At 62.7% G+C, this 21,816-nt stretch carries 22 protein-coding genes; 11 read left to right on the forward strand and 11 right to left on the reverse strand.

All coding sequences use genetic code 11. The features are described from left to right. The first annotated feature begins 30 nt into the window (after positions 1-30). Positions 31-1,209, forward strand: a complete 1,179-nt coding sequence (locus LAC81_RS14185; RefSeq protein WP_223725315.1) for an aminotransferase — start codon at positions 31-33, stop codon at positions 1,207-1,209. A 95-nt stretch (positions 1,210-1,304) separates the two neighbouring features. Here LAC81_RS14185 and LAC81_RS14190 read toward each other — a convergent pair whose 3' ends face one another. The 6 genes from LAC81_RS14190 to LAC81_RS14215 form a co-directional block, all read right to left on the reverse strand. Continuing rightward, positions 1,305-2,150, reverse strand: coding sequence for a DMT family transporter (locus LAC81_RS14190; protein ID WP_223727826.1), 846 nt, complete (start codon positions 2,148-2,150; stop codon positions 1,305-1,307). A gap of 197 nt (positions 2,151-2,347) precedes the next feature. Continuing rightward, entirely contained in the window at positions 2,348-3,781 is a 1,434-nt protein-coding gene (locus LAC81_RS14195; protein WP_223725316.1) for an aldehyde dehydrogenase family protein, read from the reverse strand. A gap of 16 nt (positions 3,782-3,797) precedes the next feature. Continuing rightward, positions 3,798-4,532 (reverse strand): MBL fold metallo-hydrolase, encoded by a 735-nt coding sequence (locus tag LAC81_RS14200; protein WP_223725317.1) that lies wholly within the window; start codon positions 4,530-4,532, stop codon positions 3,798-3,800. A 4-nt stretch (positions 4,533-4,536) separates the two neighbouring features. Beyond that, positions 4,537-5,121 carry an ABC transporter ATP-binding protein gene (locus tag LAC81_RS14205; RefSeq protein ID WP_273700178.1) on the reverse strand — a complete coding sequence of 195 codons (585 nt, stop codon included), beginning with the start codon at positions 5,119-5,121 and terminating at the stop codon, positions 4,537-4,539. 115 nt (positions 5,122-5,236) lie between these two features. After that, positions 5,237-6,118, reverse strand: coding sequence for an ABC transporter permease (locus tag LAC81_RS14210; protein ID WP_223725318.1), 882 nt, complete (start codon positions 6,116-6,118; stop codon positions 5,237-5,239). Between the two features lie 76 nt (positions 6,119-6,194). Further along, positions 6,195-7,289 (reverse strand): ABC transporter substrate-binding protein, encoded by a 1,095-nt coding sequence (locus LAC81_RS14215; protein WP_419195828.1) that lies wholly within the window; start codon positions 7,287-7,289, stop codon positions 6,195-6,197. 119 nt (positions 7,290-7,408) lie between these two features. Here LAC81_RS14215 and LAC81_RS14220 point away from each other — a divergent pair, with 119 nt between their 5' ends. Together LAC81_RS14220 and LAC81_RS14225 are read left to right on the forward strand one after the other, a co-directional pair. Next, positions 7,409-8,026: a TetR/AcrR family transcriptional regulator gene (locus tag LAC81_RS14220; RefSeq protein ID WP_223725320.1), complete on the forward strand. Its 618-nt coding sequence runs from the start codon at positions 7,409-7,411 to the stop codon at positions 8,024-8,026. Positions 8,027-8,070: 44 nt separating this feature from the next. Beyond that, entirely contained in the window at positions 8,071-8,463 is a 393-nt protein-coding gene (locus tag LAC81_RS14225) for a YybH family protein (protein ID WP_223725321.1), read from the forward strand. A gap of 8 nt (positions 8,464-8,471) precedes the next feature. On the opposite strand, the gene LAC81_RS14230 is transcribed toward LAC81_RS14225, so the two are convergent. The 4 genes from LAC81_RS14230 to LAC81_RS14245 form a co-directional block, all read right to left on the reverse strand. After that, a complete protein-coding gene (locus LAC81_RS14230; RefSeq protein WP_223725322.1) occupies positions 8,472-8,621 on the reverse strand; it encodes a hypothetical protein in 150 nt (49 codons plus the stop codon). A 135-nt stretch (positions 8,622-8,756) separates the two neighbouring features. Then, positions 8,757-9,671: a transglutaminase-like domain-containing protein gene (locus LAC81_RS14235; RefSeq protein WP_223725323.1), complete on the reverse strand. Its 915-nt coding sequence runs from the start codon at positions 9,669-9,671 to the stop codon at positions 8,757-8,759. 278 nt (positions 9,672-9,949) lie between these two features. After that, a complete protein-coding gene (locus LAC81_RS14240) occupies positions 9,950-11,263 on the reverse strand; it encodes an NAD(P)/FAD-dependent oxidoreductase (protein WP_223727827.1) in 1,314 nt (437 codons plus the stop codon). Next, positions 11,260-12,627 (reverse strand): glutamine synthetase family protein, encoded by a 1,368-nt coding sequence (locus tag LAC81_RS14245; protein WP_223725324.1) that lies wholly within the window; start codon positions 12,625-12,627, stop codon positions 11,260-11,262. Before LAC81_RS14245 ends, LAC81_RS14240 begins: the two co-directional genes overlap by 4 nt. 221 nt (positions 12,628-12,848) lie before the next feature. Between LAC81_RS14245 and LAC81_RS14250 the strand changes: the two genes are divergently transcribed. Together LAC81_RS14250 and LAC81_RS14255 are read left to right on the forward strand one after the other, a co-directional pair. Next, positions 12,849-13,541 carry a GntR family transcriptional regulator gene (locus LAC81_RS14250; RefSeq protein ID WP_223725325.1) on the forward strand — a complete coding sequence of 231 codons (693 nt, stop codon included), beginning with the start codon at positions 12,849-12,851 and terminating at the stop codon, positions 13,539-13,541. Between the two features lie 336 nt (positions 13,542-13,877). Further along, positions 13,878-14,981 (forward strand): M24 family metallopeptidase, encoded by a 1,104-nt coding sequence (locus tag LAC81_RS14255; protein WP_223725326.1) that lies wholly within the window; start codon positions 13,878-13,880, stop codon positions 14,979-14,981. 62 nt (positions 14,982-15,043) lie between these two features. Here LAC81_RS14255 and LAC81_RS14260 read toward each other — a convergent pair whose 3' ends face one another. Next, positions 15,044-15,301 (reverse strand): hypothetical protein, encoded by a 258-nt coding sequence (locus LAC81_RS14260; RefSeq protein ID WP_223725327.1) that lies wholly within the window; start codon positions 15,299-15,301, stop codon positions 15,044-15,046. Between the two features lie 145 nt (positions 15,302-15,446). On the opposite strand from LAC81_RS14260, the gene LAC81_RS14265 reads away from it, so the two are divergent. The 6 genes from LAC81_RS14265 (at position 15,447) to LAC81_RS14290 (ending at position 21,611) form a co-directional block, all read left to right on the forward strand. Next, complete coding sequence (locus LAC81_RS14265) at positions 15,447-16,163, forward strand: FadR/GntR family transcriptional regulator (RefSeq protein WP_113539189.1); 717 nt, start codon at positions 15,447-15,449, stop codon at positions 16,161-16,163. Beyond that, positions 16,160-17,332, forward strand: coding sequence for a PLP-dependent transferase (locus tag LAC81_RS14270; RefSeq protein ID WP_223725328.1), 1,173 nt, complete (start codon positions 16,160-16,162; stop codon positions 17,330-17,332). The genes LAC81_RS14265 and LAC81_RS14270 overlap by 4 nt, the downstream gene beginning before the upstream one ends. Before the next feature lie 68 nt (positions 17,333-17,400). Then, complete coding sequence (locus tag LAC81_RS14275) at positions 17,401-18,663, forward strand: ABC transporter substrate-binding protein (protein WP_223725329.1); 1,263 nt, start codon at positions 17,401-17,403, stop codon at positions 18,661-18,663. Between the two features lie 96 nt (positions 18,664-18,759). Next, complete coding sequence (locus LAC81_RS14280; RefSeq protein ID WP_223725330.1) at positions 18,760-19,695, forward strand: carbohydrate ABC transporter permease; 936 nt, start codon at positions 18,760-18,762, stop codon at positions 19,693-19,695. A gap of 4 nt (positions 19,696-19,699) precedes the next feature. Then, entirely contained in the window at positions 19,700-20,533 is an 834-nt protein-coding gene (locus LAC81_RS14285; RefSeq protein ID WP_223725331.1) for a carbohydrate ABC transporter permease, read from the forward strand. Between the two features lie 10 nt (positions 20,534-20,543). Further along, entirely contained in the window at positions 20,544-21,611 is a 1,068-nt protein-coding gene (locus LAC81_RS14290) for an ABC transporter ATP-binding protein (protein ID WP_223725332.1), read from the forward strand. The last annotated feature ends 205 nt before the right edge of the window (positions 21,612-21,816 follow it).

Raw genomic sequence — 21,816 nt, forward strand, 5'->3', positions numbered from 1 at the left:
TTGAAACTATCTAACGCAGGAACTCCCGCCATGCCGCATTTCAACCCGCTCGTCGAAAAGCTCTCGCCGCCGCCCGTGCCTTCGGTGCTGGCCTGGGCGAAATCCTACGACGGCTCCCGTGGCCCGCTGATCGATCTGTCGCAGGCGGTGCCCGGCTATCCCGCCCATCCGGACATGCTGGCCTGGCTCGGCGAAGCTGCTGCCTCCACCGCCTATACCGGCTATGGCGCGATCGAGGGCGAAGCGGTGCTGCGTGACGCCTATGCGGCCCATGTCGCCGGGCTATACGGTGCCGTGATCACGGCCGACAACATCCATATCACCTCGGGCTGCAACCAGGCCTTCATCTGCACGGCGATGGCCATTGCCGGCGCGGGCGACACGATCCTGATGACCAACCCCTACTACTTCAACCAGGAAACGACGCTTTCGATGCTCGGCATCCATGTCGAGCTCGTGCCCTGCGACGCCGGCGCCGGCTTCCTGCCGGAGGTCGACGCGATCGCTGCTGCCCTTCGCCCCGGCATCCGTGCACTCGCGCTCGTCTCGCCCAACAACCCGACCGGCGCCGTCTATCCGCCGGAGTTGCTTGGCCGCATTTACGAGGCTTGCCGCGCCAAGGGCGTCTGGCTGATCCTCGACGAGACCTACCGCGACTTCCTGCCCGACGCGTCTGCCGCCCCGCATGGCCTGCTCGCAACCGAAGGCTGGCAGGAGAGCTTCATCGGCCTATACAGCTTCTCGAAATCCTTCTGCATTCCCGGTCATCGCCTGGGCGCGATCACCGCCGGCCCTGCCGTCATCGAGCAGGTGACGAAGATCATGGACAACCTGCAGATCTGCGCGCCGCGCTCGGCCCAGGCCGCGGTCGCGAAGGCAATCCCGGCTCTTGCCGACTGGCGTCAGACGAACCGCGCCGAAATCGCGGCACGAGCCGATGCGCTGCGCGACGTCATGAGCCGCCTGCCGAAGTGGAAGCTGCAGGCGGTCGGCGCCTATTTCGCCTATGTCCGCCACCCCTTCCCGGATATCGACTCGCAGTTCATCGCAGAGAAGCTGGCCAAGCTCGCCGGCGTCGTCTGCCTGCCCGGCGACTATTTCGGCGAAGGCCAGGAGAACTATCTGCGCTTTGCCTTCGCCAATGCGGATGCCGCAACGATCCGCAAGCTTGAAGAGCGGCTGGCGAACTTCACGCCGCCCGGCCTTTGAGACTTGAAGTGACGCAGTTCCGGACGGGAAACCGTTTCACACTATTCGTGGAATTGGTCTGAGGCCCGGAACTGCTCTGAGGAAAGCGCGCAGCGTTACCCGCGCCGCGCGATCAGGATGCCGACAAGCACGATGACGCCGCCGATCGCCTGCATCATGCCCACCGGCTCGGCAAGCAGGATCCAGGCGAGAATTGCCGCCACGACCGGCTGCAACAGCAAAGTCAGCGAGGAAAAGGCGGGCGGCAGATAGGCAAGCGCATAGGTGATCGCCACCTGCCCGCCGGCATGGCTGACAAAGGCGAGACCGAAAAGCATCGCCCACCCGAACGTCGTCGCCGGAAAGAGCGTCGGCTCGAACAGGACTGCCATCGGCAGCATGCAGATTGCTGCAGACGCCGTACTCCAGATCATGATGCGCACGGTGCTGAACAAGCTGCGCAGCCGCCCGATCGCCAGGATGTAGCCGGCATAGAACATGGCGGCGATGACAGCGATGCCGTCCCCCAGCAGATTGCCCTCACCGAGCGCCATCGGTCCACCCTTGAGGATCACCACGCCCGCAACCGCCGTGATGAGGCCTATGGCGAAGATGACGCTGACGCGCGAGCGAAACAAAAGCCAGCTCGTGAGCGTCACGAAAACGGGCGCCAGATTGGCAAGCAGCGTGGCGTTGGCGACCGAGGTCTTGGTGAGCGCGTAGTGCCAGGCGCCGAGATCGATGGCGAGAAACACGCCGGGCAGGATGAGCAACGCATATTCCGAGAGCTTTTCCGGTCGCCGCCCGCCGGCGCCCTCGGGGCGGAACCAGGTCCAGGCAAGAAGCGGAATCAATGCCAGAGCCACGCGCCAGAAGGCGGTCGCCATCGGCCCGACTTCCGACAGTCGCACGAAGATCGGCGAGCCGCCGATCGCAGCGCCGCCGATGAGAAGTGCTGCCATGGCAACGCGATTGTGGGCCGAGGAATGATGTGGGTGGGTCACGGGAGGCATCCGGAAGGGAGCAGTGGTCTGCTGCAGATCGTTGACGAGCTATCAGATGCCGGCTGCCGGTGACAGTCCTTGCGCGCCCAAGCCTGAAAGAAAAACGGCCGCCACAAGATTGCGGCGGCCGTCCTTCAGAGGATGTTGCGCTTTGCTCAGGCGGCGTCGGGAACGTGGACAGTCTTCACTTCCAGGAAGTCCTCAAGGCCGAACATGCCACCTTCGCGACCGTTGCCGGACTGCTTGTAGCCGCCGAATGGGCTGCCGTAGCGATGTGGCCCACCATTGATGTGCACCATGCCGGCGCGCAGGCGACCGGCAACACGCTCGGCCCGCTTGGGGTCACCCGTCTGCACGTAAGCCGCGAGACCGTAGTTAGTGTCGTTGGCGATCGCGATCGCTTCCTCCTCGGTATCGAAGGGAATGATGGCGAGTACCGGGCCGAAGACCTCCTCGCGGGCGATGCGCATCTCATTGTTGACATCGGCAAAGATCGTCGGCTTGACGAAGTAGCCGGTTTCGAAGCCCTCCGGCTTGCCGGCGCCGCCGACGAGCAGACGCGCGCCTTCGGCAATGCCTGCCTCGATCAGCGCCTGCACCCGGCCGAACTGGATGTGGCTGACGAGCGGACCGATGTGGCCGCCTTCCTGGGTGGGGTCGCCGACCTTGGCCTCGCGGCCGACATGCTTGGCGATCTCGACCACCTGGTCGTAAACGCTGCGCTCCACCAGCATTCGGGTCGGCGCGTCGCAGGACTGGCCGGAATTGTTGAAGCATTCCAGCACGCTGCCGGTGACGCGGTCTTCGAGATCGGCATCGGCAAAGACGATGTTCGGCGACTTGCCACCGAGTTCCAGCGTCACGCGCTTGACGGTCTCGGCCGCATCCTTGCTGACGGCGATGCCGGCGCGGGTCGAGCCGGTGAACGACATCATGTCGATGTCGCGATGCTTGGAAAGGGCAGCACCGGCATTGATGCCGTCGCCGTTGACAAGGTTGAAGACGCCGGCCGGGAAGCCCGCCTCGTCGATCATCTCGGCGTAGAGCATGGCGTTCAGTGGCGTGAACTCGCTCGGCTTCAGGATGCAGGTCGAGCCGGTTGCCAGCGCCGGCACCACCTTCAGCGCGATCTGGTTGATCGGCCAGTTCCACGGCGTGATCAGACCGCACACACCGATCGGCTCGCGCAGGATGACGTCGCCGTTCGGCAGCCGGTCGCGGCTCTTCAGCCGCTTCAGCGCGTCGATGAAGCCCTGGAGGTGGCCGACGCCGACATCGGCCTGCTGCTCGCGGGTCATGGTCTTCGGTGCACCAAGCTCCATGGTGATGGTATCGACCATCTCGTCATAGCGGCGCTTGTAGACGGCAAGCAGCTTTTCGAGCAGCGCCAGCCGTTCCTCGACGCTGGTCTGGCTGTAGGTGGCAAAGGCCTTCTTGGCGGCGGCAACCGCCCGGTCGATGTCTGCGGCGGTGCCCATGGAGATCACCGCAATCGGCTTTTCCGTCGCCGGGTTCAGCACCTCGAGATCGTTTGCGACGATGGGATCCACCCAGGCGCCATTGATGTAAAACTTGCGTTTGTCGAGCATTCGCTCCTCCTTCCCGTCAGTTTGTCTTTTGCTTCTCCGCGAGCCAGTTCCGGATCAGCATGCGATAGCGCTCGCCGGAAAAGCTCGGAAAATGTCCGCCATGAACGATACGCGCGGGGATCGCGAGCAACCGTTCCATCGACGCCAGGTAGTCGTCGGCATTGGAATGATAGGTGTCCTCGATCAGCGGCCCGTCATAGAGAATGTCGCCCGAGAAGAGCACGCCGGTTTTCGCCTCCCAAAGCGCAATCCCGCCGGGCGAATGGCCGGGCGTATGGATCACCTCGAAGACCCGGTCGCCGAGATCGATATGGTCGCCGTCTTCCAAGAGCCGCGTCGCCGGCGCCGCCCTCACCGCATAGGTGGTGGAGGCGTAGGGTTCGGGCGGCAATGCGTCGAAGATCTCGTCGGCGACATAGGGATCGGCAAGCGTGTTCTTGCGGGTCGGATGCGCCAGCAGCTCGGCCTCGGCGGAATGCACGCAGCGGCACTCGAACTCGTGATGGCAGCCGATATGGTCGAAATGGGTGTGGCTGGCGACGGCATCCAAAGCGCGTTCGGTGACGAGCGGCACCCATTGCCTGAGCGACACGACGCCCATGCCGCTATCGACGAGCATGTCGCGGTCGCGGCCGCGCACATGCCAGATGTTGCAGCGGTAGAATTCCTGGATATAGGGCTCGTCGATGATCGTGACGCCATCGTCGAGCCGTCTCACCCGGTACCAGTCCTTGGGGGCAATTCTCTGCATCGTGTTACGCGTGTCCACCTGTGGCGGGCAAAGCTACGACGTCGGCTGCGCGCACGGCAAGCGGCACAATCTCGCCCTCGCGCACGGTTGCCGATTGCGGCAGATGTGCCACCAGCGCCCTCGTATCCGCAGCACAGGGCTGCAGGTGGCAGCGATAGTGCGTGCCGAAGAAAGCGCTGCCGGCAACCCGCGCCTCTCCGAGCGCCACGGTCGGTCCCTCTGCCTTGTCGTCGGCGCGGAAATGTTCCGGCCGGATGGTCAGCGTGATCCGGTCGCCGGCCTTCGGCGACGATGCGGTGAAATTGCCCGCCGGCAACGCCAGGCTGCCAAGTGACGTTTCGACATGGGCGGAGCTTGCATCCGCCGCCGCGACACGACCGGAAACAAAATTGACCTCGCCCATGAACCCCGCCGAAAACAGCGAGCGCGGGCGCATATATATCTCCGACGGCGGGCCGAAATCCTCGATCCGCCCCTGGTTCATCACCACGATTCGGTCGGCGATCGCCATCGCCTCCTCCTGGTCGTGGGTGACGTGCACGAAGGTGGTGCCGACCCGTTTCTGGATCGCCTTCAGCTCGTCCTGCATCTGGCGGCGAAGTTTCAGAAGAGCACCAGCACGGCGACCGGCAGGAAGATGAAGGCATAGACGAGGACGAGATAGGTCCAGGAGAGCACGCTTGCGGAGATCTGGCGCAGCATCGTCAGGCCCTCTCGATCTTCAGCCAGCGAGCGCAGGCGAGATAGGCGACGGTGACGGCGAGCATCAGCACGATCGACAGCGCCGCTGCCATCGGGAAATCCGCCCGGCGCCCGAGCTGCAGCATGATGATCTGCGGCAGCACCAGCTCGTTGTTGCCGCCGAGGATCTGCGGCGTGACATAGTCGCCGATACAGAGCACGAAGGTAAGGAAGGCGCCGGTCATGATACCGGGCAGCGTCAAGGGCAGCACCACATGCCAGAAGGTCTGGAAGGCATTGGCGCCGAGGTCTGATGCCGCGCGGCGGTAGTTTGGCGAAAGCTGGATCAGGTTGGAATAGATCGTCAGCGTCAAAAGCATGACGAAGAAGTGCACGAAACCGATGACCGTCGCCGTGCGCGTGCTCGCCAGCTCCAGCGGCTCGGAGATAAGGCCGATGCTCATGAATGTCTGGTTGATCACGCCGTTCTTCGACAGCACCAACAGCCAGGAATAGGAGCGCACCACATAGGAGGTCCAGAACGGCAGGATCGCCAGGATGAGCGCCATGCGCTGCAGCCGCTTCGGCACGCGCTCGGCGATGATCCAGGCGAGCGGATAGGCGAGCAGCACCGAGATCACCGTGACGATGACGGTGATTTCGAGCGAGTTGACGAGCCCCCGGAACAGCGCGTTTTCGGAGAAGAAGCGGACGTAGTTGTCGAAGTTCCAGGCATGGACGATGTCCCGCCCTTCTCGCTTCCAGAGGCTCATCGCCGCCATGAAGGCGAAGGGCACGACGAAGAAGGCGATGGTCCATAGAAGCGCCGGAGCAACGAAGCCCCAGGCCTTGCGCCGGTCGGCGTCTTCGAGCGCTGTCGCTGATGTCAAAGCGGTGTCGGCCATTACCGTTCCAGATCAAAGGATTTCGGCGAGCGAAGAAGAAGGGCGAGCGCGACACGCATCGCGCCCGCTGCTTTCATTACTGCTGCAGCATTTCCGTCCAGGCGTCCTGGAACTGCTGGTCGAGTTCGGACGACGGGATCGGGTAAAGCTGGGTCTTCTTCAGGTATTCCGCCTGCTGGTCGAAGCGCAGCGCCGCCTTCTGCTGGTCGGTCAGATGCTCGCCCGCCTTGGCATTGGCCGGCATCGCCCAGTAGCAGGACGACGTCGCAAGCCGCGCCTGCCCCTCCGGGCTGACGATGTACTGCACGAACTTCAGCGCCAGGTCCTGCTTGGTCGAATCCTTCATGACGCCGATCGATTGTGCCCAGCGCACGGCGCCCTGCTCGGGGATGGTCCAGTCGAGGTTCGGCTTGTCGGCCGAGAGAACCGCGGTGATCCATTCACCGCCGCCGACGAGAATGTCGACTTCGCCGGTGGCAAGTGCGGTCTGCGAGGAGACGACGTCGCTCACCTGCTTGGAGACCGCGCGCATCGCCGCAAGCTTTTCCTTGATCGCCGGCATGTCGGTTTCGCTGAGCTCGGCAGTCTTCTTGCCGAGGCCAAGCCCGACGAGGCCGATCATCGGCAGGTAATAGTCATAGAGCGCGATGCGGCCCTTGTACTTGTCCGACCAGATGATCGACAGGTCCTGCATGTCCTTCGGGTCGACCTTGGTCTTGTCGTAGGAGATCGTGTTGTAACCAAACTTCTCGGTGACGGCGTAGATCTTGCCGTCCTTGGTGTTGTTCGCCTCCATGCGCACTTCCGGGAAGATGTCGGCGGTCGGCAATGCGTCGGCCGGCATTTCGGCGAGGAGATCGAGATCGATCGCCCGGTGCACGTCGACACCGTCGATGACGAGTACGTCCCAGTCTCCCGGCTGCGACTGGTCGAGGATCGAGAGCCCGGCCCCGGTGCCCTCATAGACCTTGACGTTCACCTTCACGTCGTTGGCCTTCTCGAACGGTTCGAGAAGCGCCGGATCGGTGTGGTCGCACCAGACGAGCGCATTGAGCTCCTCCTGCGCAAAGACGGGCGCCGGTGCGGCAACCGTCGACAGCGCAGCAATCGCGATTGCGGCCGTGGAAGAGAAAAAACGGCGCAGGCGCGCACCGTCACGAACTGACTGCATCATGCTGTTGCCCTCTTGTTTTGACGCTCGTTTCGGCGTCTTCAAAAAAAGATTGAATGAATTCATTTTTTAAGTCAATCTCAATTTTGAACCAATTCATAATTCGGGGAAACACTGGAATGACGGGACTGCGCGCACGGCAAAAGGCCGATCGCAACAGGCGAATTCTCGACGCCGCCGCCGCGCTCTTTCGCGAAGTCGGCTATGACAGCGCGCGCATCGAGGACATCGCCGAGCGCGCCGAGATTTCGGTCGGAACCTTCTACAATTACTATGAAAACAAGGGCGACATCCTGCTCGCGACCGTCTCGATGGAAGTCGAAGAGGTGCTCGCGGGCGGCGGATCGATCGTCGACAACCCACCGGCATCCGTGATGGGCGCCCTGGATGCCCTGATCGGCGAATATTACGACCACTCGCTCTACTATCTCAGCAAGGAAATGTGGCGGACAGCGATGGCGATCGCCATCCAGCAGCCGGAGAGCCCTTTCAGCAAGCGCTACACGGACCTTGATCGCCGGCTCTGCGCGCAGGTTTCAACGCTGATCCGCAAGCTGCAGGCCAAGAGAGTCGTCGCGCTTGATGTCGATGCAGAGGCGGTCGGCGAGATGTTCTTCAACAATCTCAACATGATGTTCACCGAGTTCGCCAAGCGCGAAACCATGACGCTCGACGATCTCAAGGCCCGGGTCTCACGCCAGAACCGCCCGCTTGCGACGTTGATCGCAGCACGCTGACCATCACCAAAAATAAGCCGCGTTCGGCAAAAAGAGGGAACCCGATGTCAGATCTCGAACAGGCGGTGCTTGTAGCCGCCGACCGGCTTGTCGCCGCCTTTGCCCGGCACGATCGCGCCGCCTACTTCTCGGCCTTTGCGCCCAATGCCACCTTCATCTTCCATACGCTCGACCGGCCGCTGAAGAGCCGGGCCGAGTACGAGGCGGAGTGGTCGCTTTGGGAAGAACGGGACGGTTTTCGCGTGCACGCCTGCCGTTCGAGCGAGCGGAATGTTCAAAGGATGGGTGATATCGCCGTCTTCACCCACCGCGTCGAAACCGAACTGGAGTTCAACGGAGAGCCGACGATCGCGGACGAGCGGGAAACGATCGTGTTCGAGCGGACATCGTCGGGAGAGTGGCTCGCCGTGCACGAGCATCTGTCACGGCAGAGCTGAGGCTGGCCTCAGAAGGCGCCGACAACGACGGCGCTGACGAAGGAAAAGGCGGCAACGATGGCGATTGCGTGCGGGACCAGATGAACGTGTGAGCGGCGTTGCGGTGCCGTCCCGTAGATTGAATAGCGGGACTGGATCATCGGTTTCGCAGCGTTCATCGCGTCTCTCCGTTCCTGCGAGGGGCATCAGCCCATCGACTATCCTGTTCTCCTATATTCTCCATTGAGTTTGTAGATATTATTTTCCGCAAATTGCACAGATCGTAAAAAAATCAGTTCAGCGGGCGGACGCCATCAATGCCGGTTGCGGTTGCGCTCCTTCAGATGCTTCGACCAGCTCTCGCTGAACCACGGCGTCAGCAGCGAAACGTCGGATGCGCGGTGCGAGCGCGTCAACGCGCTGTCCGCTTCGACGCAGGTCCAGACCGTAAACGCGGTCAGCTCATGCTTGCCGAACGTCTGAATCAGCGGAATGTCTGCCGCATCGCGACCCCGGGCAACGGCGATGCGGCCAGCCCGCCGTTGGTTGTTCTTGGCGTCGAAGGTGTGCCACCGGTCGCCGAGGAAGACTTCGAACCAGGCGTTGAAATCCATCGGCGCCGGATTTTCGCTTTTCGGAACGTCGGCCATGTAGCCGTTCACATAGCGCGCCGGCATGTTCATGCAGCGGCAGAAGGTTATGGCGAGATGGGCATAGTCGCGGCTGACGCCGACGCGATCCTCATGAGCCTCGAGCGCCGTGCGCATCGCCTGGGCATAGCCATAGCTGAAGACCAGTCGCTCGTGCACATAGTCCGAGATTGCCTGAACGCGATCCCATCCGGCCGGCACATCGCCGAAGAGCCGCCAGGCGAGCGCGCCCAGCCGGTCCGTTTCGCAGTAACGGCTGGCGGCAAGGTAGGGTAGCCACGCTGCCGGCAGATTTTCGACAGGGACCGCTCCCGCCAGGGGATCGGAGGCATCGAGCTTGCCGTCGTCCTCGATAACGGCATCGTAGGAGAGCTTGAAGTCGCCTTCCGGCGCCGTCATCCGCAGGCAGGTGTTGCCGTGCGGATCGGTGATCTGTTCCATCCTCACCAGCGGCATGGACAGCGGGCCATGCTCGCGACAAAGCGCACCCCGTCGCTCCGGCACGACGGAAAGGTAGGTCATCATCGGAGTCGGCTGCGGACAACGAATGCCGATTTCATAGCCAAAACGCACGAACATCTCAGACCTCCAAGATCGATGGGGAACGGTCGGCTCCCCCTCTGCCCTGCCCGCCCAGAAAACGCAGGCCTTCCTTGGTATCCGTATGCGAAGGGAACCGCGCAGGCGGCCCTCAGATGCAAGCAAATGCATGCAGGCTGCGCCCTTCGGCGGGCGCGCCGATGTTGATGGGCCGATACTAGCGCATCAGGCAACTGGACGGTATCGCGTCAGGCGCGAAAACGACGCTCTGCCCACGCGCGACACGGTCCTTGCGGCAGACGATAGTGGCCGACCGCCTATAGCCCGACGGCATCCTTGAACTGGTACCACCAGGAGCCGATCGTCGAATATTGCGCACGGAACATGCGCCCGCCCGGGAACGGATACCAGGGCAGTTTCTCGAAGACGTCGTAACGCGTGGTGTCACCATCGATCGCCTCGGCGAGCGTGCGGCCGAAGAGATGCGAGCCGGTGACGCCGTGGCCGCTGTAGCCGTGGGCAAAATAGGTATTGGAGCCGATGCGGCCCATCTGCGGCACGCGGGTGAAGGAGAGCGCAAAATTGCCGCTCCAGGCATAGTCTATCTTCACGCCCTTGAGTTCTGGGAACACCTTTTCGAGATTGGGCTTGAGCTTGGCGACCACATCGGCCGGGTCGGTACCGCCATAAACGGTGCCGCCGCCGAAGATCATGCGCTTGTCGGCGGACAGGCGGAAATAATCGAGGATGTAGCGCACGTCCTCAACGCACATGTCGCTGGGGATCAGCGATTGGGCAAGTTCTTCGCCAAGCGGCGCCGTGGTGATCATCTGAGTCGAGACCGGCATGACGCGCGAAACGAGCTTCGGCACCGCGTCGCCGAGATAGGCATTGCCGCAGAGCACGACGATGCGCGCCGAGACTTCGCCACCTTCGGTGTAGACCGTCGGCCGCGCCGCTTCGTGGTCGACCCGTGTCACCGGCGACTGTTCGTAGATCGTGCCGCCGATGCTTTCGAAAGCGCGCGCCTCGCCCAGCACCAGATTGAGCGGATGCATGTGGCCGCCGGTCGTATCGAGCATGCCACCGCAATAGGCGTCCGACTTGACGAGCTTGCCGAGCGCGTCGCGGTCGAGAAGCTGGTGATCGTCCATGCCATATTTGCGCCAGAGCGCCTGCTTGGCTTCGAGCTCCTTCATATGCGCCGGGGTATAGGCGGCGTAGATATTGCCCGGCTTCAGGTCGCACTCGATCTGGTACTGGCTGACGAGGCGACGAATGATCTTGCCGCCTTCCTGCACCAGCCCGCCGACGAAACGCGCCGCGTCCTCGCCGTAGCGGCGCTGGATCGTCGCGAGACTGGCGTTGAGGCCGTTGACGACCTGGCCGCCATTGCGGCCCGAAGCGCCCCAGCCGACCTGAGCCCCTTCGATGACGACGACCTTGTAGCCTTTTTCCGCAAGGTGGATCGCCGTCGACAGGCCGGAATAGCCGGCACCGACGACGCAGATATCGGTCTCGACCCGGCCCTGAAGCCGGACCGGCGTGCGGACGATGTTGCGGGACGCGGCATAGTAGCTGGTCGGGTAGCTGCCGTCGCCGGCATAGGATTTCTGTTTCGTAAGCATCAGACGATTTCCAGATAGGCGCTGAATTCGTAGTCCGTGACCTGCTCGGCAAAGCCTGCGATTTCCTGGCGTTTGCAGGCGATCAGCATCGAGCGCAGTACGGGATCGAAAATCTCGGCGGCAATCGGTCCGGCCTCGAAGGTATCGACCGCTTGCCCCCAATCCGAGGGAATTTTGGGCAATTTCTCCGCTGCATAGGCCCGCCCAGAAACCGGCGCCGGCGGCTTCCACTTGTTGCGGATGCCGACGAGTGCTGCGCCAAGGATCGCGGCGACGACGAGATAGGGATTGGCATCTGCGCCTGCGACACGATGCTCGATGCGGCGCGCATTGGGGTTGCCGCCGGGGATACGGATTGCCGAGGTGCGGTTCTCATAACCCCAGCAGACGGCGGTCGGCGCGTGCGTATCGGGACGCAGCCGCCGGTAGGAATTGAAATGCGGGGCAAAGAGCAGCGTCGTCTCGGCCATGCCGCGGAGCAGTCCGGCGACAGCGTTCTTCAGGATAGGCGATCCTTCGTCACTGCCATCGTTGAAGACGTTGTTGCCCTCTTCGTCGAGCAGGCTGAAATGGATGTGCAGGCCATTGCCAGAGCGGGTGCCATAGGGCTTCGCCATGAAGGTCGCGGCAAGGCCATGCTTGCGCGCCACGCCCTTGACGATGCGCTTGAAGAAGATCGCGTCATCGGCCGCTTTCAGCGGATCGTCGGTGTGCAAGAGGTTTATCTCGAACTGGCCGATGCCGTTTTCGGCAATTGCCGCATCCGCCGGCACGTTCTGCCGGGCGCATTCCTTGTAGACGTCGGAGAAGAACTCACCGAAATCGTCGAGCTCGTCGATGGACAGGATCGCATCGGAATCGAGCCGCTTGCCGGTATAGGGTGAGATCGGCGGCACCGCGCTGTCAGGCTCCGGATCGATCAGGTAGAACTCCAGCTCCGTCGCGACGACGGGGCGAAGGCCGAGCTCCTTGTACTCACGCACGATGGCTGCCAGCGCCTGGCGCGGATCGGCGAGGAACGGCTTACCGTCTTCGAGCTGCAGCCAGAGCGGCACCAGCGCGCTCGGCCGCGAGGTCCAGTTGACCGGCAATGCGCCGCGGCCGGTGACGCCGCAGATGCCGTCACGGTCGCCGCTCGCAAATACCTGCTCGCTGTTGATGATATCCTCGCCCCACACGTCGACGCCGACGATGGACAACGGCATGCGGATGCCACCGCCGAGCACCTTTGCGGCCTGTTCCACCGGCACGCGTTTCCCCCGCATGATGCCATTGAGGTCGCAGACCACGGCCTGAATGCTTTCGATCGGCCCGTTCTGCTCGAGCCATGCCTTGAATGCGCTGGGATCTTCCGCGTCGAGCGACATATCGCAAATCTCTTTTTGTGATCACATTTTCAGATTGTTGACATAATTCAGGAATTGGAGTCAAGCATGAGCGATGCTATCAGGCGTTTGACGTAGAGCGGCATGCAGGAAAGTGAATGCGGGTCTCCGCCCGCATCGCACTCGTAACGATAAGTAAGGATCGCAATGACCAGGGCCGAACAGACCCAGGATCATCGCAACGGGCAGAAGGACAGGCGCTCTTGAAACCCCTTGTTTTGCCGCCACTTGCGCGACCCGACGGCATGACCACCCATGACTATGCATTCCACCGTCTGCGACAGGCGATCATGGTCGGCGCGTTCCGCCCCGGCACCTCGGTCACTATCCGCGGCCTGGCCGAAGCGCTCGAAAGCAGCCCGACACCGGTGCGCGAGGCCCTGCGCCAACTGACCTCCATCGGCGCGCTGCAATTTCTGGAAAACCGCCGCATCGTCGTGCCGCACATCACGCCTGCCCGTTTCGAGGAACTGATCTCGCTGCGCATCGCACTCGAAAGCCATGCCGCGCGCCGCGCCGTCGCCCATCTTTCCGAGCGCCAGATTGAAAAGATCACGGCGATCGATGACAGCATCGAGACGGAGATCCGTGGAGGTGACAAGGTGGCGGCGTTGATCGCCAACCAGGCGTTCCACCGCATGATCTATACGGCCAACCCCGATCCGGTCGCCATGCCGCTGATCGAGAGCGTCTGGTTGCAACTCGGGCCTATTCTCGGCATCGCCATGGAACATGTCACCGAGCTCTATGTGGTGGATCGCCACCGCGAGGCGATCGAGGCACTGAGACGGCGCGATGAGCAGGCCGCCGCCGATGCGATCGCCGCCGACATCCGGGAAGGCATCGGCGGCTTCGACCAGCAGGCGGTGGCGCGGCTGCTACGATTGGCCGCCTGAGCCACCCACATCATGCCGCATAGGCACAAATTTTAGTGTGACTAAAATTCCATATTGACAACGCCAGAGTCCGACACCAAAGTCGTGCAAATACAAACGCATAGTGACGGGAAGCGCGCAGCCTTCCGGACTATGCTCGTGCATTCGAGGGGGAGGAGTCCGCTTGAAGAGCCAAAGAGCCACATCCCGGGGCAGCACCTGCACCGATCCCAGGCATTCCCCGTAACCGCCCCTTCGCGCTGAAACGTCCAGCGCCTCTGTTTCGTCCGTCGATGAGCGCACTGTTGCGTCAACGGCGTGCGCATCTCATTTCCTCAAACCAGAATTGGACCCCCCATGAACGAACTCACCAAGACCCGTTTTGCCGCGCTCCGCCGCAAGATGGCCGAAGGCAATGTCGGCCTGATCGCGCTCGCGCCGGGATCGCATATGGATTGGCTGATCGGCTACCATCCGCATCCGGACGAGCGGCCCTGCCTGCTTTTGATCGGTCCGGAAAAGGAAGCCTTCCTGATGCCGGCGCTCAACGCCGAGGGCACGCGTGAGCACACCGACATCGCCTTCCACAACTGGGCAGATGACCTTGGCCCGGCCGCTGCCCTTTCCGCCGCGCTCGCCGATGTCGGCGCCGAAAAGCCCGGCCGGGTCGTGCTCGACGAAACCATGCGCGCCGATTTCGCGCTACTGCTCATCGATGCGCTGCCTGCGGATACCGCCCGCGAATTCACGCCGGCAACGCTCGGCAGCCTGCGCATGCGCAAGGATAAAAGTGAATACGCCCTGCTGAAGATGAATGCCGGCATCGCCGATCGCGCCATGCAGGCGGCGTTTTCCAAGATCCGCCCGGGCATGACCGAGAAGGAGCTGGCTGCCGAAATCCGCGGACACTTCGCCTCGGAAGGCGCGGCACCGGCCTTCTGGATCGTCGGCGCCGGCGGCAATGGCGCTTTCCCGCATCACTCGGCCAGCGAGCGGGTGATCGAGGAAGGCGATGCCGTGGTCATCGACATCGGCGGCCGCAAGCAGGGTTTCCCGAGCGACATCACCCGCATGGCGATCGTCGGCCGCGCGCCCGAGGGATACGGGCAGATCCACACCATCGTTGAAAAGGCCGTACAAGCGGCGATGAAGGCAGCACGCCCGGGCGTCCTCGCCAAGGAAGTCGACGCCGCCGCCCGCAAGGTGATCAGCGATGCCGGCTACGGCGAATACTTCGTGCACCGCACCGGCCACGGCATGGGCATCGACGGCCACGAGCCGCCTTACATCACCGCGACTTCGGAAACCGTTCTTGAAGAAGGCATGGTCTTCTCGATCGAGCCCGGCATCTACCTACCCGGCCGCTTCGGCATCCGGCTTGAGGATATCGTGATCCTGCGCGAGGACGGGCCGGAGGTTCTTTCCTCCCTGCCTCGCGACGTTCACGTCGCCCGGGTCTGATCAAAGTTGCGGCGCCTTCGGGCGCCGCTTCTCTTTGCCGGTTCACTTGACAGTACGGAAATCTATTGAGCCGGCCGCCCGCGCGGCGTCGGCATTTCGCTCTCGGCCCGCTTCTTGGCGGATTGCTTCTTGTAGACCGGTTCCTGGTAATCAACTGGTGGCCAGATCCAGTAGTGACCGTAGGGCTTGCGCTGGACACCTTCGTAATACTCCCCCTTCCGCGTCCGCATCTGCGCCTCGGCATCGCCGACGACCATAGTGACTGCGAAGAACGCGCCCAGCACGGCTGCGACCACGAACAGACATTCCGATTTCATCATCACCAAAACTCCTTGCCTCCCTGTCTACGCCTGGAGCGCTCGCGGTCAACATCTCCACGTTTATCAGTTCTTGCTTGACGATCTCCCTTGCCTTGATCATATTGGTGAGATGTCAGACCAATTTGGCCTCTGGGGAGGGAGCCGAATGAATGAACCGGCAAGAGCGGCGCTGATGCCCCTGCCCCCGGCCGACCGGGCCCAGCAGGTGATTGCCGCGTTGGCTGACTACATCGAACAATCGGGCCTGAAGCCAGGCGAACGCCTGCCAGCCGAGCGCGAGCTGATGACGGCGCTGGCCGTTGGCCGCTCCACGATCCGCGAAGTCATCCGCCATTTTCAGGCACTCGGCGTCGTCGAAGCGCGCAAGGGCAGCGGCACCTATCTGCTGCGCACGATCTCGGGTGCGACCGTCCATATGCCGCTCACCCTCGACGCTGCGCATCTGCGTGACGTGCTCTTGATGACGCTCGAGGTTCGCCGTGGCATCGAGGTCGAGGCCAACATGGTCGCCGCCCGCCGTCGGACCGAAGACGACCTCAAGATCATCGAAATCAAGCTCAACGAAATGGAGCGCGTGCATATCGCCAAGGGCACGTCGGGCCCGGAAGACCTCGCCTTCCATCTTGCGATCTACGACGCCACCCACAACCCGCTCTTCCGCCAGCTTCTCGAACAGATGCGCGAAGCCTTCGAGCGCTTCTGGGAAGAGCCCTTCGACCGGTCGGACTTCGCCCGCCGCTCCTTCCCGTTCCATCGCACCCTCTTCAACGCGATCGCGGCTCAGGATCCTGACACCGCGCGCGAAGAAACGCTGAAAATCCTCGCGATCGTCGAGGAAGACATCAAGGAAATGTCCAAATGACCAACGGCCTCGATCCGTTCGACCACGCCTCGCTGATCGTCGCGCATGACGAAGGCAACGCCTTCGATGCTGTCGTGCCGCCGATCGTGCAGACCTCGCTCTTTACCTTCAAAGACTATGACGACATGGTCGCCTCCTACCGGGGCGAGCGCGTACGGCCGATCTATACCCGCGGCCTGAATCCGACGGTTCGCATGTTCGAGGAGATGCTGGCCAAGCTCGAAGGCGGCGAGGACGCAATCGGTTTTGCAAGCGGCATGTCGGCGATCTCCTCCACCGTGCTCTCCTTCGTCGAGCCGGGTGACCGCATCGTCGCCGTCAACCATGTCTATCCTGATGCCTTCCGCCTGTTCGGCACGCATCTGAAGCGCATGAAGATCGAAGTGACCTATGTCGACGGCCGCGACGAGGAAGCGGTCGCCAAGGCCCTACCCGGCGCCAAGCTCTTCTACATGGAAAGCCCGACGAGCTGGGTGATGGACACCCACGACGTCGCGTCGCTTGCCCGGCTTGCCAAGGACCAGGGCATCATCACCGCGATCGACAACAGCTGGGCAAGCCCGATCTTCCAGCAGCCGATTTCGCTCGGCGTCGATCTCGTCATCCATTCGGCGTCCAAGTATCTCGGCGGTCACTCGGACGTCGTCGCCGGCGTCGTCACCGGGTCGAAGGAACTGATCGGCCGCATCCGCTCCGAAGCCTACCCCTATCTCGGCGGCAAGCTTTCGCCCTTCGACGCCTGGCTCTTGATCCGCGGCCTGCGCACCCTGCCGATCCGGATGAAGTCGCACGAGCGTTCGGCGCTTGAAGTCGCGCGGCGGCTGCAGGCCCATCCGCTGGTCGAGACCGTCTGTCATCCCGGGCTCGGCAACACGCTGCCCCCAGGGCTTTCCGGCACCTCGGGCCTGTTTTCCTTCATCTTCCGCGACGGCGTCGATGTCAGACGTTTCGCGGATCATCTCGAACTCTTCAAGCTCGGCGTTTCCTGGGGCGGACATGAAAGCCTCATCGTGCCGGGCGAAGTCGTGCTGTCACAAAAAGCCCAACCCAATTCCGCGGCCGCCTTCGGCATCTCGCCGCGGTCTGTACGGCTCCATGTCGGCCTGGAGGGAACGGAGGCCCTCTGGAGCGATCTCGAAGCGGCACTCGCCGTCGCTTCGACTGACTGACAGGGGCGGGATGCAGATCCCGCTCTCCCCCACTTTGAACCAAACCAACGAAGAAAAGAGGGAACAAAATGAAGAAACTGATCACTGCAACGCTTCTCGCCAGCCTGATGGCCGGAAGCGCACTCGCCGACACCAAGCTCAAGCTCGTCGAGGTCATCACCAGCCCCGAGCGCACCGAGACACTGAAGTCGATCGTCGCCAAGTTCGAGGCGGCCAACCCGGGCACCACGGTCGAGATCATCTCGCTGCCCTGGGGCGAGGCCTTCCAGAAGTTCGCGACCATGGTCTCCGCCGGCGAGCTGCCTGACGTGATGGAAATGCCCGACACCTGGCTGTCGCTCTATGCCAACAACGGCATGCTCGAAAGCCTGGAACCCTACCTGACCAAGTGGGAACACACGGCCGGCCTCACCGAACGCGCGCTCGAACTCGGCCGTGATGTCAACGACACCGCCTACATGCTGCCCTACGGCTTCTATCTGCGCGCCATGTTCTACAACAAGAAACTCCTATCGGAAGCCGGCGTCAGCGAGCCGCCGAAGACGATGGACGATTTCGTCAAGGCATCGGAAGCCGTCTCCAAGCTTCCGGGCAAATCCGGCTACTGCCTGCGCGGCGGTCCGGGCGGCCTCAACGGCTGGGTGATGTTCGGAGCCACCATGGCCGGCAGCAACACCTTCTTCAACGAGGACGGCACCTCGACCATGAACGGCGAAGGCTGGGTCAAGGGCCTCACCTGGGTGATCGACCTGTACAAGAAGGGCCTGGCACCGAAGGACAGCGTCAACTGGGGCTTCAACGAAATCGTCGCCGGTTTCTACAGCGGCACCTGCGCCTTCCTCGACCAGGATCCGGACGCGCTGATCGCCATTGCCGAGCGCATGAAGTCGGAAGACTTCGGCGTCACCACCATGCCGAAAGGCCCCAGCGGCAAGGCGTTTACCACCATCGGCTTTGCCGGCTGGTCGATGCTGTCGGCAAGCCAGAACAAGGACCTCTCCTGGAAGCTGATCGAGACCCTCGAAGGGCCGGAAGGCAACATCGAGTGGAACAAGCGTACGGGCGCACTGCCGGTGCACAAGTCGGCCGAGAAGGACCCCTTCTACGCGAGCGCTCAGTTCAAGGGCTGGTTCGACGAACTCGCCGACAAGGACGTCGTGCTGACGGTCATGCCGACCTACCTCGAGGAATTCGCGTTCTTCAAGGATTCGCTCGCCATCAAGACGACCCAGGAAGCGCTCCTCGGCGACATCACGCCGGAACAACTCGCCAACCAGTGGGCCGACTACCTGACCAAGGCGCAGCAGAAGTTCCTGGCCAGCAAGAAGTAAGCCTTCGGCCGGCGGCGGCTCGCCGCCGCCGGCTTTCCATTCGCGAAAATAGGCACGCCTGAACAACCGGCGGCCACACAGGGGAAATTTCGATCGATGGACTATGTCGCCCGCCAAAGCGGCCTGCCAGCAAGCAGGACGCCGCTGATGAAGCGCATCGCCGATGGCGCCGCACCCTATCTCTATAGCGCGCCGGCTCTGATCCTGATCGTCACGGTCATGCTTGTGCCGCTGGCTCTCGGCGTCTCCTACGCCTTCCGTGACATTCAGCTCCTAAACCCGTTCTCCGGCGCCTATATCGGCCTCGATCATTTCCGGGCACTCTCCGAAGACCAGGCTTTCTATCGGGCGCTGCGCAACACGCTGTGGTGGACCGGCGCCTCCGTCTTCCTGCAATTCGTCTTCGGCCTCATTCTTGCGCTGCTGCTCGACAAACCCTTCTATGGTCGCGGCCTGGCCCAGGCGCTTGTCTTTCTTCCCTGGGCAGTGCCGAGCTTCCTTGCCGGCCTCAATTGGGCCTGGCTCTTCAATCCGGTCGTCGGGCCCCTGCCGCACTGGCTCTTCAGCCTCGGCATCATGAGCGAACCGAACAATATCCTTTCCGACCCGCAGCTTGCCATGTGGGGGCCGATCATCGCCAATGTCTGGTGGGGCATTCCCTTCTTCGCGATCACGCTACTGGCCGCGCTGCAGGCGATCCCGCGCGACCTCTATGAAGCCGCAAGTATCGACGGCGCCGGCCCGGTCCAGCGCTTCCTGTCGATCACGCTTCCCTTCCTCGCCCCGACGATCGCCATCACCATCCTCTTGCGCACGGTCTGGATCTCGAACTTCGCCGATCTCATCATCGTCATGACCAATGGCGGACCGGCCGACCGCACCCAGATCGTCGCCAGCTACATCTTCACCCAGGCCTTCAAACGGCTGGATTTCGGTTACGCCTCGGCGATCGCGCTGGTGCTCCTGGCACTGCTGCTCGCCTATTCGATGCTGATCGTCATCCTGCGGCAATGGCTCCTGAGCAAGGATTGAAACGATGCGCGCCAAACCTCTTTTCCTCATGATCGCGCACCGGCTGGCCATCCTTGCCTATATCGCCTTCGCGCTCTTCCCGCTCTATTGGCTGCTGAAGGTTGCGGTCACCCCGAACGACCTGCTCTATTCTGAAGGCATCCGCCTCTGGCCGTCGCGCGCCAGCCTCGAACATTTCGACTTCGTGTTGCGCCACAGTGCCTTTCCGGTGTTCTTCCGCAACAGCCTGATCGTCTCCGGCTCCACCGCCGTCATCGTCACCATCCTCGCCTCGCTGTCCGGCTATGCCCTGTCGCGCTTCAATTTCCGCGGCAAGTACTGGCTGGTGGCACTGATGCTTCTGACGCAGATGTTTCCGCTGGTCATGCTGGTGGCGCCGATCTTCAAGATCCTCTCGCCGATGGGCCTCACCAACAGCCTGACCGGCCTCGTCATCGTCTACACCGCCTTCAACGTACCCTTTGCCACCTTCCTGATGCAGTCGTTCTTTGACGGCATTCCGAAGGACCTGGAGGAAGCGGCGATGATCGACGGCGCGACGCAGTTCGTCGCCTTCCGCCAGATCATCCTGCCGCTGACGCTGCCCGGTATCGCCGCGACGCTCGGCTTCGTCTTCACCGCTGCCTGGAGTGAACTGCTGTTCTCGCTGATGCTGATCTCCGGCAACGACCAGGCGACCTTCCCGGTTGGACTGTTGTCCTTCGTGTCGAAGTTCTCCGTCGACTTCGGGCAGATGATGGCCGCCGGCGTGCTCGCGCTCATCCCCGCCTGCCTCTTCTTCCTGCTCATTCAACGCTATCTCGTCCAGGGCCTTACGGCCGGCGCGGTCAAAGGCTGAGGATTACCCCATGGCTTCCATCGATATTGCCAACATCCAGAAATCCTACGGCATCCACCCGGTCCTGCATGATGTCGACCTGAAGATCGGCGACGGCGAATTCGTCGTGCTCGTCGGCCCCTCCGGCTGCGGCAAGTCCACGCTGCTGCGCATGATCGCCGGGCTCGAAAGCGTGACTTCGGGCGAAATCCGCATCGCCGGAAAACGTGTCAACGAGCTCGCCCCGAAGGACCGCGACATCGCCATGGTGTTCCAGTCCTATGCGCTCTATCCGCATATGTCCGTCGCCAAGAACATGAGCTACAGCCTGAGGCTCCGGAAAACCGCGAAGGAAAAGATCGCAAGCGTCGTCTCGGGTGCAGCCGCCAAGCTCGGGCTCGATCCGCTGCTCGAACGCCGGCCCCGCGCGCTCTCGGGCGGCCAGCGCCAGCGCGTCGCCATGGGCCGCGCCATCGTGCGCGAGCCGAAGGCCTTTCTCTTCGACGAGCCGCTCTCCAACCTCGACGCGCGCCTGCGTGAGCAGATGCGCGCCGAAATCAAGAAGCTGCACAAGGATCTCGGCGCCACCTCGATCTACGTCACCCACGACCAGATCGAGGCAATGACGCTCGCAGACCGGATCGTCGCCATGAACGGCGGCTTCGTGCAGCAGGTCGGTAGCCCGCTCGACCTCTATGACCGGCCGGCCAATCTCTTCGTCGCCGGCTTCATCGGCTCGCCCGGCATGAACTTCTTCGAGGGTACCTACCGCAACGGCACCGCCCCACGTTTCGAAACGGAAAGCGGCATTGTCGTCCCGGCACAGCCGCATCCCGCCTTGGCGGACGGAGCCAAGGCCACACTCGGCATCCGCCCGGAACATGTGGAAATCGGCGTCGAAGGGCCGGATGCGCTTAGGGCCAGCGTCGACCTCGTCGAGCCGACCGGCTTCGGCATCATCCTGCACCTCTCCTTCGGCCGCTCCGGCTTCAAGGCGTTCACCAACGACCGCAAGTTCCTCAACGCCTCCGGCACGCTTGCCGTGCGCCTGCCGGTCGAGCGGCTGCATTTCTTCGACGCCACCGGCAATCGCGTCTGATCGTGGTTGATGCAACGGATCGGCGCGCCAGATGGCGCGCCCACTGCATGTTCGCTTTCCAGCGCATCCGATGAGACAGTGCATGAGCGACTGCGGTTGACTTCCTGAAGGCGAAGCGTACCGTTTCTCGTGTCGCAAGTATCAACCGCCCGTGGCGCCACCTGAGAGAAGCAAGCACCGCCAAAACCGAAGATTGACGATAGCC

It is taken from the genome of Ensifer adhaerens (genome assembly GCF_020035535.1).
Taxonomy (GTDB): Bacteria; Pseudomonadota; Alphaproteobacteria; order Rhizobiales; family Rhizobiaceae; genus Ensifer.